The sequence below is a fragment of the Pseudomonas sp. Q1-7 genome (assembly GCF_028010285.1).
Taxonomy (GTDB): domain Bacteria; phylum Pseudomonadota; class Gammaproteobacteria; order Pseudomonadales; family Pseudomonadaceae; genus Metapseudomonas.
Map to the genome: position 1 here is coordinate 5,344,376 of NZ_CP116304.1, position 13,366 is coordinate 5,357,741.

At 65.2% G+C, this 13,366-nt stretch carries 11 protein-coding genes; 7 read left to right on the forward strand and 4 right to left on the reverse strand.

The window, feature by feature from the left end; genetic code table 11:
* Positions 1-46 precede the first annotated feature (46 nt).
* The 4 genes from PJW05_RS24635 to rpmE form a co-directional block, all read right to left on the reverse strand.
* Positions 47-1,315, reverse strand: coding sequence for a malic enzyme-like NAD(P)-binding protein (locus tag PJW05_RS24635; protein WP_271409548.1), 1,269 nt, complete (start codon positions 1,313-1,315; stop codon positions 47-49).
* A gap of 99 nt (positions 1,316-1,414) precedes the next feature.
* Positions 1,415-2,869, reverse strand: coding sequence for a M48 family metalloprotease (locus PJW05_RS24640; protein WP_271409549.1), 1,455 nt, complete (start codon positions 2,867-2,869; stop codon positions 1,415-1,417).
* A complete protein-coding gene (locus tag PJW05_RS24645) occupies positions 2,866-3,666 on the reverse strand; it encodes a thermonuclease family protein (protein WP_271409550.1) in 801 nt (266 codons plus the stop codon). The genes PJW05_RS24640 and PJW05_RS24645 overlap by 4 nt, the downstream gene beginning before the upstream one ends.
* Positions 3,667-3,692: 26 nt before the next feature.
* Positions 3,693-3,905, reverse strand: a complete 213-nt coding sequence (gene rpmE / locus PJW05_RS24650) for a 50S ribosomal protein L31 (RefSeq protein ID WP_271409551.1) — start codon at positions 3,903-3,905, stop codon at positions 3,693-3,695.
* A 167-nt stretch (positions 3,906-4,072) separates the two neighbouring features.
* On the opposite strand from rpmE, the gene PJW05_RS24655 reads away from it, so the two are divergent.
* The 7 genes from PJW05_RS24655 (at position 4,073) to phaC (ending at position 13,269) form a co-directional block, all read left to right on the forward strand.
* Positions 4,073-6,295 carry a primosomal protein N' gene (locus tag PJW05_RS24655; protein ID WP_271409552.1) on the forward strand — a complete coding sequence of 741 codons (2,223 nt, stop codon included), beginning with the start codon at positions 4,073-4,075 and terminating at the stop codon, positions 6,293-6,295.
* Positions 6,296-6,432: 137 nt separating this feature from the next.
* Entirely contained in the window at positions 6,433-8,172 is a 1,740-nt protein-coding gene (gene argS, locus PJW05_RS24660) for an arginine--tRNA ligase (RefSeq protein ID WP_271409553.1), read from the forward strand.
* A gap of 6 nt (positions 8,173-8,178) precedes the next feature.
* Entirely contained in the window at positions 8,179-8,883 is a 705-nt protein-coding gene (locus PJW05_RS24665) for an SPOR domain-containing protein (RefSeq protein WP_271409554.1), read from the forward strand.
* Between the two features lie 94 nt (positions 8,884-8,977).
* Positions 8,978-9,511 carry an ATP-dependent protease subunit HslV gene (hslV, locus tag PJW05_RS24670; RefSeq protein ID WP_271409555.1) on the forward strand — a complete coding sequence of 178 codons (534 nt, stop codon included), beginning with the start codon at positions 8,978-8,980 and terminating at the stop codon, positions 9,509-9,511.
* Between the two features lie 29 nt (positions 9,512-9,540).
* Positions 9,541-10,878, forward strand: a complete 1,338-nt coding sequence (gene hslU, locus PJW05_RS24675; RefSeq protein ID WP_271409556.1) for an HslU--HslV peptidase ATPase subunit — start codon at positions 9,541-9,543, stop codon at positions 10,876-10,878.
* 60 nt (positions 10,879-10,938) lie between these two features.
* Positions 10,939-11,313, forward strand: coding sequence for a DUF971 domain-containing protein (locus PJW05_RS24680; RefSeq protein ID WP_271409557.1), 375 nt, complete (start codon positions 10,939-10,941; stop codon positions 11,311-11,313).
* A gap of 276 nt (positions 11,314-11,589) precedes the next feature.
* Positions 11,590-13,269 carry a class II poly(R)-hydroxyalkanoic acid synthase gene (gene phaC, locus PJW05_RS24685; protein WP_271409558.1) on the forward strand — a complete coding sequence of 560 codons (1,680 nt, stop codon included), beginning with the start codon at positions 11,590-11,592 and terminating at the stop codon, positions 13,267-13,269.
* The last annotated feature ends 97 nt before the right edge of the window (positions 13,270-13,366 follow it).

Here is a 13,366-nt window from a genome sequence, read left to right on the forward strand (position 1 = left end):
CCAATAAAAAGCCCCGCAATTGCGGGGCTTTTTATTGGGGTTCGGCTTAGCCGTTGAACACATCATCCACCGAGTTCAGCGGATAGTGCTTCGGATAGGGCAGCGTCGCCACGCCGGACTCGATGGCAGCCTTGGCCACGGCATCGGATACAACAGTGATCAGGCGCTGGTCCATGGGTTTCGGAATGATGTACTCACGACCAAACTCCAGCGAAGCCACGCCGTACGCATCGCACACGTCCTTCGGTACCGGCAGCTTGGCCAGGTCGCGCAGCGCCAGGGCCGCGGCAATCTTCATTTCTTCGTTGATGCGGGTGGCGCGCACGTCCAGAGCACCACGGAAGATGAAGGGGAAGCCCAGTACGTTGTTGACCTGGTTCGGGTAGTCGGAACGACCGGTGGCCATGATCACATCGCCGCGGGTTTCGTGGGCCAGTTCCGGCTTGATTTCCGGGTCCGGGTTGGAACAGGCGAAGACGATCGGATTGACCGCCATGCGCTTGAGGTCCTCCGGACTCAGCAGGTTGGCACCGGAAAGGCCGACGAACACGTCCGCCCCATCAAGGGCTTCGGACAGGGTGCGCTTGTCGGTCTCGTGGGCGAACACGGCCTTGTACTGGTTCAGGTCGTCGCGACCGGCATGGATCACGCCTTTGCGGTCGATCATGAAAATGTTCTCGACCTTGGCGCCCATGCTCACCAGCAGCTTCATGCAGGAAATGGCGGCAGCACCGGCGCCGAGGCAGACGATCTTGGCCTCGGCCAGGGTCTTGCCGGCGATTTCCAGGGCGTTGATCATGCCGGCGGCGGTCACGATGGCGGTGCCGTGCTGGTCATCGTGGAAGACCGGGATGTCGCACTGCTCGATCAGGGTACGCTCGATCTCGAAGCACTCGGGTGCCTTGATGTCTTCGAGGTTGATGCCACCGAAGGTGATGGAAATGCGCTTGACGGTGTCGATGAATGCCTGCGGGCTTTCAGCGTCCACCTCGATGTCGAACACGTCGACACCGGCAAAACGCTTGAACAGCACGCCCTTGCCTTCCATGACCGGCTTGGAGGCCAGCGGGCCGAGGTTGCCCAGGCCAAGGATCGCGGTGCCATCGGAAATGACCGCTACCAGGTTGCCCTTGCCGGTGTACTTGAAGGCCAGTTCGGGATCACGCGCGATTTCGCGTACCGGCTCGGCGACGCCCGGGCTGTAGGCCAGCGAAAGGTCGCGGGCAGTAGCGGTCGGCTTGGTCAGCTCGACGCTGAGTTTCCCGGGGCGGGGTTGGGCATGGTATTCGAGAGCGGCCGTTTTCAGATCAGACATTTTGGCATTTCCGCTTTTGCTTGTGACAGACGTGACCGGCGAGCATACGCAAGATGCCTAGGGCTAACAAGACCGTTCAGTCACCCGGCGTCAACCCCTCTAACGTACGACTTTTAGCCAATCTCCAGGCTTCGGCTCGCCAATTGGATACAAGTTATTAAGTAATCGTATACGATTTTCCAGATCCGCTTGGGACCCCGGCAATTTGCTCTCTCGTGCCAGGCTGCCGATGGTCTGTCCAGACTTTACCTGGATCAGGTGCAGCCGCAGCGGCTGGGCCAGGGCCTGCTCTTCCTTCCTCAACGGGCGAAAGCTGCGGATCACTGAAAGGAAGTTGTCGTCCTGGCTTTCCAGGGACGAGCGGTCCCGGGTCGCACCGACGAAGAGATAGGCCTTGTCATCCTTATAGACAACCGCCACCCGCCGCGCGGGATTGCCCGGCAGTACCGCCGTAGCGCCCTGCAGCCCGGACTGCTGCAGCGACTCTTCCATGGCCAGGCGCTGGCCGCCGGCCTTCTGTCGCAGGTAGTCGCCGGGGGCCACGCTCGGTTTGCGCCCATCCAGGGTCATGGCAATGAAGGCCTGCTGGTCGGCGCTGTGAGTGATGACCGCATCAGGGCGGTTGACCAGCCCCCAGCCATCGGGGCAATGCAGGGTGAAGTCCAGTTCGGCGTGATAGAAATCCTGACCACGCCGCACGCCGGTTTCCGCCGAGCCGCCGAAGGGCAGCCCTTCCAGATGCCTGAGGAAGACGTCCCGGTTCACCACCTGGTTGCCACCGGCCAGCGCCCGGGCCGGTCCAACCACCTGCTGCAGACGGGTATCGTTGTCCGGGTGCGTCTCGAACAGGCCGTGGTAACCCGACGGCGGCGCGCTCTGGCCTTTGCTCCGGGCCTGGTCGCGAGCGAAGTCTTCCTGATTCTTCAGCACTTTCACCACTTCGATCATGGCCTGCGGGTCATAGCCGCTACGTGCCAGATACTGGGCGCCGAGGCCGTCGGCCTCCAGTTCCATGTCGCGCCCATAGCCACGCACGAAGGCAGTGCCCAACGCATTGGTCAGGTCGCCGGCAGCGCCGACCCCGGTTCCGATGGCGACCGCCTGGCCAAGGATATTCCAGGCGGTGGATTGGCTCTGCTGCTGCACGCTGTGTCGCGCGGTGACATGGCCGACCTCGTGCCCCAGCACTGCCGCGAGTTCGGCTTCCGAGTTCAGGTAGGCCAGCAGGCCACGATGGATATAGATGTAGCCACCCGGCAGCGCGAAGGCATTGATGTCGGGTGAGTCGACCACGGTGAACTGGTAGGGAATGTTGCGGCGATGACTATGGCTGGCGACCTTCTGCCCCACCTGCTGAACATAGGCCTGCAGTTTCTCGTCGGCATAGCGCGGATTCTCCTCGGCGATCTCCTGGTTGTAGCGCCGACCGAGATCCAGTTCCTGCTGCTCACTCATCATCACGAAATTGGTCTTGCCGGTAGCGGGGTTGACCGCGCAACCGACCAGCAGGGAAGAAGCGAGCAGCAGCGCCAATACGAGCGCAGGCGATCTCATCGAAGCACCTCGAGCATTCCGTTGTGGGTAAGGGGGAGCATCCAGCGGGACTCCATCGTATTTACGCCGCCCCTTCGCCCACGGTCAATCACCCAACCCCGCGCCTCGACGCGTCGCCCCACGAGGCCGCGCAAGGCCGCGACATCGAACTGCCCCAGCCGCTTCGGCTCCACACGCAGGACCAGGGGGCCATCCAGCTGCAGCCAGATGCCGCCGCGGTTGCGCTCGACCCGGGTTACCGTGCCACCGACCAGGGCAAAGCCGGACTGACGCAACTGCCAGGGAGTTCGATACGGAGACTGGCGCCAGACTCCGCGACCGGCCCGACGCGCCTCCCGTTCGGCGACGGCAAGGCAGTCGACCAGTGCGCCGTTGGGTGCGAAGGCGACGTGGAATCCCAGCCCCTCCAAGAGCAGGCGCTCTTCCAGGTTCCGCCCCAGGCGGTCATAGAGATGGGCCAGGGTACGCCCATAATGATCCCGCGGCTCGCGCCCCAGCCTTAGGGCCACCCGGTCGCCGTTGTCGTGGACCAGTTGCTGCAGCCGCCGGCGGGCGGCCTGCGCGTAGGGTTCTGCCGACCGCCCCTTGCGAGCCAGCTCGGGTGCATTCAGACCGATCAGACGGACGCTTCGGCCGTCGACCAGGCGCAGGGTGTCGCCATCGACGACGTTTCGCACCTTATGGGTAGGCAGAGCGCCCGGCACCGGGCAGGCGCCCTGAAGGGAGAAACTCAGGAGCCAGAAAAAGAAAAAGGCGCCCGTCAGGGGCGCCTTTCTCGTCAGCGGGGACTTGGCCATCGGGCCTTCCCGGGCTGCTCGCGCTCTTACTTGGAGCCGAACACGCCGAAACGCTGCTTGAAGCGATCGATACGGCCGCCGGTGTCCAGGACCTTCTGCTTGCCGGTGTAGAACGGGTGGCACTCGGAGCACACGTCGAGGCTGATGTTCTTGCCGAGAGTGGAACGGGTCTTGATGACGTTGCCGCAGCTGCAGGTAGCTTCGATCGCTACGTACTCGGGATGGATTTCCGGTTTCATTGCTTGATCCTCAGGTCTGGCGTGCCGCCACCCGACCCTATGTCGAGCACCGCACGGAAACAGGCGGCGGATGATACCAGAGTAAGGGGGCGATGCAACCTGCCGGCCGCACCGGCCGTCGCGCAGCGCCATGCTAAGATCGCGCCTTTTCCGAAGGGACCGCCCGCTTGCCCGACGCCCCCATCCTGCGCCTCGCCCTGCCCTCGCCCTTGCGCCGTCTGTTCGACTACCGCGCGCCCGCCGGGGTGCCCCGTGCCGCCCTGCAACCAGGCGTGCGGCTGCGGGTGCCCTTCGGCCGGCGCGAGATCATCGGTGTCCTGGTGGAGCTGGCCGAGCACAGCGAAGTGCCGGCGGACAAGCTCAAGCCCGCCATTGAGCTGCTGGACAACCGCCCGCCCCTGCCGCCGACGCTGTTCAAGCTGTGCCTGTGGACAGCCCAGTACTACCAGCACAGCCTCGGCGACACCTTGAGCTGGGCCCTACCGGTGCTGCTTCGCCAAGGCGAGCCCGCCGAGGCGCGGCAAGAGCGTTTCTGGCATGCCGTGCCCGGTGCCAGCGCCGACGATCCGCGGCTGGCCCGTGCGCCGCGCCAGCGCCAGGCCCTGGCCACCCTGGCCCAGCACCCCCACGGCGTGGCGCACCAGTTGCTCGGCCAGTTGCAGCTGAACAAGGACAGCCTCGACATCCTGTTGGACAAGGGCCTGGTGCGGACGGAAGTGCGTCGCCATGCCTCCAGCGAGCGACATGGCCCGCTGCTGGCCCAGCCGGAGCTGCCGCTCAATCCGGAGCAGCGCGCCGCCTTCGACGCGGTTCACGCGTCCTTCGGCGCCTTCAACGCCTTGCTCCTGGCTGGGGTCACCGGCAGCGGCAAGACCGAGGTCTACCTGCAACTGATCCGCCAGACCCTGGAAGCCGGCAAACAGGCCCTGGTGCTGATTCCCGAGATCAATCTCGGCCCGCAGACCCTGGAGCGCTTCTCGCGCCGCTTCAACGCGCGGATCGCCCTGCTGCACTCGGCGGTGAACGACCGCGAACGCCTGGATGCCTGGCTGGCCGCTCGCGATGGCGAAGCCGATATCGTCATCGGTACCCGTTCGGCGCTCTTCACCCCGTTGAAGAACCCTGGCCTGATCATCATCGACGAAGAGCACGACGCCTCCTACAAGCAGCAGGAGGGCCTGCGCTACCACGCCCGTGACCTGGCCCTGGTGCGCGCCCGCCAGGAGAACATCCCGGTCCTCCTGGGCTCGGCCACGCCGTCGCTGGAAAGCCTGCAGAACGCCCACGCCGGCCGCTACGGTCTGCTGCGCCTGACCCAACGCGCCGGCGGTGCGAAGCAGCCGCGCTTCCTGCGCCTGGACGTGAAAAGCCTGCCGCTGGACTCCGGCATTTCCATGCCGCTGCAGCAGGCCATCGCGCAGACCCTGGCGGCCGGCCAGCAGGTGCTGGTGTTCCTCAATCGCCGCGGCTTCGCCCCGACCCTGTTGTGTCACGACTGCGGCTGGATCAGCCAATGCCCGCGCTGCGATGCGCGGATGACGCTGCACCAGCGCCACAACGAACTGCGCTGCCACCACTGCGGCCATACGCAACGCCAGCCGGCCTGCTGCCCCGACTGCGGGCGGGTCGACCTGCGGCCGGTGGGCGCCGGAACCGAGCGCGCGGAAGAACGCCTGGCGATCCTCTTCCCGAAGACACAGGTTCTGCGCATCGACCGCGACAGCACGGCACGCAAGGACGCCATGGACAAGCTGTTCACCACCATCCACCGTGGTGAGCCCTGCATCCTGGTGGGGACCCAGATGCTCGCCAAGGGGCACCATTTCCCCCGCGTCACCCTGGTGGCGATCCTCGACGCCGACGGCGGCCTGTTTTCCGCCGACTTCCGCGCCAGCGAGCGCATGGCCCAGCTCATCGTCCAGGTCGCCGGCCGCGCCGGACGGGCGGAAGAGCCGGGCAAGGTGATCATCCAGACCCACCTGGCCGAGCATCCGCTGCTGGTGCAGCTCACTGAGCAAGGCTACTTCGCCTTCGCCGAGCAGGCCCTTGCCGAGCGCCGCGCCGCTGGCTTGCCCCCTTTCGCCCACCTCGCCTTGCTACGCGCCGAGGCCCACAAGCCGGGCCAGGCGGAGGCGTTCCTCGACAGCGCCTGCGCCGAAGCCGAGCAGCAACTGGCCGAGACGGGCGTCAATGGCGTCGAGCTGCTGGGTCCGGTGCCCGCCCCCATGGAGCGCCGCGCCGGCCGCTATCGCGCACAACTGCTGTTGCAGGCCAGTGCGCGTGCGCCACTGCACCGCCTCCTGACACCCTGGAGCCAGGCCCTGGAGCAGTTGCCCGGTGGTCGGACAGTGCGCTGGTCGCTGGATGTCGACCCCATAGACCTGTTCTAGGGCGACCGCCCGACCGATAGCACCGATCGGTCCTTGCGGCTCGCCGCTTAAAACTTGAAGCTGCGGCAGCAGGCCGCCGATAATGCACAGTTTTCAACCAGCGCCAGCCCTCTTCGGGGCGGCCGGAAGAGCAGAAGATGAAAGACACCATTCGCCAGCTGATCCAGCAAGCCCTGACCCGTCTCGCCAACGAGGGCGTGCTGCCCGAAGGCGTCAGCCCGGCCATTCAGGTGGAAAACACCAAGGACAAGAGCCACGGCGATTTCGCCAGCAACATCGCCATGATGCTGGCCAAGCCGGCTGGCATGAAGCCGCGCGACCTGGCCGAAAGGCTCATCGCCGCCCTGCCCCAGGATGACCAGGTGGCCAAGGTGGAAATCGCCGGCCCCGGCTTCCTCAACTTCTTCCAGAACACCCAGGCCCTGGCCCAGCGCCTGGAAGACGCGCTGGCCGACGAACACCTCGGCGTGCGCAAGAACGGCCCGCAGCAACGGGTCATCGTGGATCTGTCGGCGCCGAACCTGGCCAAGGAAATGCACGTCGGCCACCTGCGTTCCACCATCATCGGCGACGGTGTGGCGCGCGTGCTGGAGTTCCTCGGCGATACCGTCATCCGCCAGAATCACGTGGGCGACTGGGGCACCCAGTTCGGCATGCTGCTGGCCTATATGCAGGAACAGCCGGTGGGCAGCGACGCCGAGCTTTCGGACCTGGAATCCTTCTACCGGGCCGCGAAGAAACGCTTCGACGAATCCAGCGAGTTCGCCGACCGCGCCCGCGAGCTGGTGGTCAAGCTCCAGGCGGGCGATCGCGATTGCCTGAGCCTGTGGACCCGCTTCAACGATATTTCGCTGAGCCACTGCCAGGCCGTCTACGACCGCCTGGGCGTGAAGCTCAGCATGGCCGACGTGAAAGGCGAGAGCGCCTACAACGACGACCTGCCCAAGGTGGTCGAAGACCTGCGCGCCAAGGGCCTGCTCACCGAGAGCGACGGCGCCCTCTGCGTATTCATGGACGAATTCAGGAACGCCGAAGGCAATCCCCTGCCACTGATCGTGCAGAAGGCCGGCGGCGGCTACCTCTACGCCACCACCGACCTGGCCGCCACCCGCTACCGCGCCAATGTGCTCAAGGCCGACCGCGCCCTCTACTTCGTTGACCAGCGCCAGGCCCTGCACTTCCAGATGGTGTTCGCCGCCGCCCGCCTGGCCGGCTTCGTACCTGCCTCCTTCGACATGGAGCACATGGGCTTCGGCACCATGAACGGCGCCGATGGCCGCCCCTTCAAGACCCGCGACGGCGGTACGGTGAAGTTGATCGACCTGCTGGACGAAGCCGAGCAGCGCGCCTATGACCTGGTCAAAGGCAAGAATCCCGAACTGGACGAGGCGGAACTGCGGCAGATCGCCCGCGCCGTGGGCATCGGCGCGGTGAAGTATGCGGATCTGTCCAAGCACCGCACCAGCGACTACAGCTTCAACTTCGACCTGATGCTGAGCTTCGAAGGCAACACCGCCCCTTACCTGCTCTACGCCTACACCCGCGTGGCCAGCGTGTTCCGCAAGCTGGGCAAGGACTTCGGCGAAGTGGACGGCCAGATTGAACTGGTGGCCGAACAGGAACAGGCCCTGGCCGCCAAGCTGGCGCAGTTCGCCGACACCCTCGGCAACGTTGCCGAGAAGGGTGTGCCGCATCTCCTCTGCGCCTACCTCTATGACCTGGCCGGCCTGTTCTCCAGCTTCTACGAGAACTGCCCGATCCTCACCGCCGAGGACCAGGCCACCCGGCAAAGCCGCCTGCGCCTCGCCGCGCTGACCGGCCGCACCCTCAAGCAGGGCCTGGAACTGCTCGGCCTGCAAACCCTCGAACGCATGTAACGGACTATGGCGAAGAAGAAAGCTGCACCCAAGCGCGGGGCCAGCCGCTACCAGGCGCCGGCCAAGAAACCGGTGCCCGGCTGGGTCTGGCTGGCCATCGGACTGGTCATCGGTGGCTTCGTGATGTTCCTGAACAAGCTCGAACCCGGCCGCGACGAAGTCCGCCGGGCCAAGCCCGAGCAAGCCACGAGCGGCAAGGCCGGCAACGATGCAGGCAAGGCCCAGGGCAGGCCGACCGCCGCGCCGCCCCAGGAGCCGGCCAAGCCGAAGTACGACTTCTACACGCTCCTGCCGGAATCGGAGGTCATCGTGCCGCCGGAGGCAGCACCGAAGGAAACGCCGCCTCCACCAGCCGCGCAGAAGCCGGTCACGCCTGAAGAAGCGGCCAAGATCGACGCCGCGCGTGCCCAGGCCGCCCTGAATGGCGAGACCCCGCCCCCGCCGCCCGTGGTGGCCAAGGCGCCGGTCACCAACCAGTTCTTCCTCCAGGCCGGTTCCTTCCGCACACGGGACGACGCTGACCGGGTCCGCGCACAGATCATCCTGCTCGGCCAGAACGTCCAGGTGGAATCCGGCACTGTCCGCGAGGAAACCTGGTACCGCGTGCTGGTCGGCCCCTTCGCCAACCGCGAGCAGCTCGCCTCGGCGCAGAAACAACTGGCCGGCAGCGGTTTCAGCAATCTGCTGTTACAGCAGCGCCAAAGCCGTTGAGCGCTTGATTGCCCGGTCCGGTTGAAAAGCCGGACCAGGCCCCCCATCTGAGTTTCCATTCGGGCATTTCGCCCCGCTGCGTGGAGACTCTCCCTTGACCACCATCGTTTCAGTTCGCCGCAACGGCAAAGTCGTCATGGGCGGCGACGGCCAGGTTTCCCTCGGCAACACCGTCATGAAGAGCAACGCCCGCAAGGTCCGTCGTCTCTACCACGGTCAGGTTCTGGCCGGCTTCGCCGGCGCCACCGCCGACGCCTTCACCCTCTTCGAGCGCTTCGAGGGCCAGCTGGAAAAACATCAGGGCCATCTCGTCCGCGCCGCCGTCGAGCTGGCCAAGGACTGGCGTACCGACCGCTCCCTGAGCCGCCTGGAAGCCATGCTCGCGGTCGCCAACAAGGACGCCTCGCTGATCATCACCGGCAACGGTGACGTGGTCGAACCCGAGCATGGGCTGATCGCCATGGGATCGGGCGGCGGGTTCGCCCAGGCCGCCGCCATGGCGCTGCTGCAACACAACACCGAGCTGTCCGCCCGCGAAGTGGCCGAGACCGCCCTGAACATCGCCGGCTCCATCTGCGTGTTCACCAACCAGAACCTGACCATCGAGGAGCTGGACAGCGCCGAGTGAGGCCGCCGTCCTGCACTGGAGCACTTTTCATGTCCATGACGCCCCGCGAAATCGTCCACGAACTCAACCGCCACATCGTGGGCCAGGATGACGCCAAGCGCGCCGTCGCCATCGCCCTGCGCAACCGCTGGCGGCGCATGCAGCTGCCCGCCGAGCTGCGCGCCGAGGTGACGCCGAAAAACATCCTGATGATCGGCCCGACCGGCGTCGGCAAGACCGAGATCGCCCGCCGCCTGGCCAAGCTGGCCAATGCGCCCTTCATCAAGGTCGAAGCCACCAAGTTCACCGAGGTGGGCTATGTCGGCCGCGACGTCGAATCCATCATCCGCGACCTGGCCGACGCCGCGGTGAAGATGATGCGCGAACAGGAAATGCACCGCGTGCGCTACCGCGCCGAGGACGCCGCCGAGGAGCGCATCCTCGACGCTCTGCTGCCCCAGGCCCGCAGCGGTTTTGGCGACGAACAGCCACGCGAGGATTCCAACACCCGCCAACTGTTCCGCAAGCGCCTGCGCGAAGGCCAGCTGGATGACAAGGAAATCGACATCGAAGTGGCCGAATCCCCGGCCGGCGTGGAGATCATGGCCCCGCCCGGCATGGAGGAAATGACCAACCAGTTGCAGAACCTCTTCTCCAACCTCGGCAAGGGCAAGCACAAGAGCCGCAAGCTGAAGGTCAAGGAAGCCATGAAGCTGGTGCGCGACGAAGAAGCCGCGCGCCTGGTCAATGAGGAAGAACTCAAGGCCGCCGCCCTGGAAGCGGTGGAGCAGAACGGTATCGTCTTCATCGACGAGATCGACAAGGTGGCCAAGCGCGGCAATGTCGGTGGCGCCGATGTCTCCCGCGAGGGCGTGCAGCGCGACCTGCTGCCGCTGATCGAGGGCTGCACCGTGAACACCAAGCTGGGTATGGTGAAGACCGACCACATCCTGTTCATCGCCTCCGGCGCCTTCCACCTGGCCAAACCCAGCGACCTGGTGCCGGAACTGCAGGGCCGCCTGCCGATCCGCGTCGAACTCAAGGCCCTGTCGCCAGAAGACTTCGAACGCATCCTCACCGAACCCCATGCCTCGCTGACCGAGCAGTACAGCGCGCTGCTGAAGACCGAAGGCCTGAATATCGAGTTCGCGCCGGACGGCATCAAGCGTCTGGCCGAGATCGCCTGGCAGGTCAACGAAAAGACCGAGAACATCGGTGCCCGCCGCCTGCACACCCTGCTCGAGCGCCTGCTGGAAGAGGTGTCCTTCAGCGCCGGCGACCTGGCCGCTCAGCACGACGAAACGCCGATCCGCATCGACGCCGCCTACGTCAACAACCACCTCGGCGAGCTGGCCCAGGACGAAGACCTGTCGCGCTACATCCTCTGACAGGTGCACACTGCATGCAGCCGGCACCCCGCCGGCTGCATGCTTCTGGAGATTCCTGACATGCGCATTCCCAGCGCCATCAAACTGCACAAGGCCTCCAGGACCCTGGAACTGGAGTACGGCCCGGACGAGCGCTACAGCCTCAGCGCGGAGTTCCTGCGCGTGCATTCGCCCTCGGCGGAAGTTCAAGGCCACGGCAAGCCCATCCTCCAGTACGGCAAGCTGAATGTCGGCCTGAGCGGATTGGAGCCGGCCGGCAACTATGCCCTGAAATTGACCTTCGACGACGGCCACGACAGCGGCCTCTTCACCTGGGACTACCTCTACCAACTGGCTACTCGCCAGGAAGAGTTGTGGAACGACTACCTGCGGGAGCTCGAGGCTGCCGGCCGCTCTCGCGATCCGGACGAATCAGTGGTCCGGCTGATGCTCTGATGCGGTGCAGGCCGCGCCCCACTCCCGCCCACGCCGCCCAAGGTTAGGGCGTATTTTCTAATTGCTCGCGACATACTCCCGCTGCAGCGAAGTCTCTGCGGTCGGCTTGCGCAAACTGACAAACTCGGGTAACCAAGTTCTGGCAGGGTCCATGCATTTGGCATCGCCAGATACAGAGAAATACGCGAAGTTCGCTTCGCCTTCCCGGTAACCCGAGCCAGTCAGCGCGCCGTTCCGCCCGTGCGCTGCTCGACTCAGGACAATGGAGCGTCGTAGATGAGCAACAAGAACAACGAAGACCTGCAGCGCCAAGCCTCGGACAACACCCTGAACCTCAATCCGGTGATAGGGATCCGCGGCAAGGACCTGCTGTCTTCTGCGCGGATGGTGCTGCTGCAGGCCATCAAGCAACCTTTCCACAGTGCCAAGCACGTGGCTCATTTCGGCCTGGAGCTGAAAAACGTTCTGCTGGGCCAGTCCGGCCTGCAACCGGAAGCCGATGACCGCCGCTTCAATGACCCGGCCTGGAGCCAGAACCCGCTGTACAAACGTTACCTGCAGACTTACCTCGCCTGGCGCAAGGAGCTGCACAGCTGGATCGAACAGAGCAACCTCTCCGAACAGGACTCCAGCCGCGGGCATTTCGTCATCAACCTGATGACCGAAGCCATGGCGCCCACCAACAGCATGGCCAACCCGGCTGCGGTCAAGCGTTTCTTCGAGACCGGCGGCAAGAGCCTGCTCGACGGTCTGTCCCACTTGGCCAAGGACCTGGTGAACAATGGCGGCATGCCCAGCCAGGTGAACATGGACGCCTTCGAGGTCGGCAAGAACCTCGCCACCACTGAAGGCGCGGTGGTCTTCCGCAACGACGTGCTGGAGCTGATCCAGTACCAGCCCATCACCGAAAGCGTGCACGAGCGCCCGCTGCTGGTGGTACCGCCGCAGATCAACAAGTTCTACGTCTTCGACCTGTCGCCGGAGAAAAGCCTGGCGCGCTTCTGCCTGCGCAACGGCCTGCAGACGTTCATCGTCAGCTGGCGCAACCCGACCAAGGCCCAGCGCGAATGGGGCCTGTCGACCTACATCGACGCGCTCAAGGAAGCCATCGACGCTGTCCTGAAAATCACCGGCGCCAAGGACCTGAATATCCTGGGCGCCTGTTCCGGCGGCATCACCACGGTCGCCCTGCTCGGCCACTACCAGGCCACCGGCGAGCACAAGGTCAACGCCTTCACCCAGATGGTCAGCGTGCTCGATTTCAACCTCGACACCCAGGTCGCCCTGTTCGCCGACGAGCAGACCCTGGAAGCCGCCAAACGCCGCTCCTATCAGGCCGGCGTGCTGGAGGGCAAGGACATGGCCAAGGTGTTCGCCTGGATGCGCCCCAACGACCTGATCTGGAACTACTGGGTCAACAACTACCTGCTGGGCAACGAGCCGCCGGCCTTCGACATCCTCTACTGGAACAACGACACCACGCGCCTGCCCGCCGCACTGCACGGCGAGCTGGTGGAAATGTTCAAGACCAACCCGCTGACCCGGCCCAACGCCCTGGAGGTGTGCGGCACCCCCATCGACCTCAAGCAGGTAGCTGTCGACTTCTATTGCGTGGCCGGCACCACTGACCACATCACCCCCTGGGAAGCCTGCTACCGCTCGGCGCGCCTGCTGGGTGGCAAGTGCGAATTCGTGCTGTCCAACAGCGGCCACATCCAGAGCATCCTCAACCCGCCGGGCAATCCCAAGGCGCGCTTCTCCACCAGCAGCGATATGCCGGAGGACCCGAAGGTCTGGCTGGAGAACGCCACCAAGCACGCCGATTCCTGGTGGCTGCACTGGCAGCAGTGGATCGGCGAGCGTTCCGGCAAGACCAAGAAAGCCAACTTCACCCTGGGCAACAAGGCCTTCCCGGCCGGTGAAGCGTCGCCCGGCACCTATGTGCACGAGCGATGAAAGATTGCGCCCTGCGCACCACTGCCCCCGGCACCGGGATGTGCCCTGTGCGCCGCCGGCAATCGCCGGGGGCGCCGTCCAGGCACGGCCTGGCGGA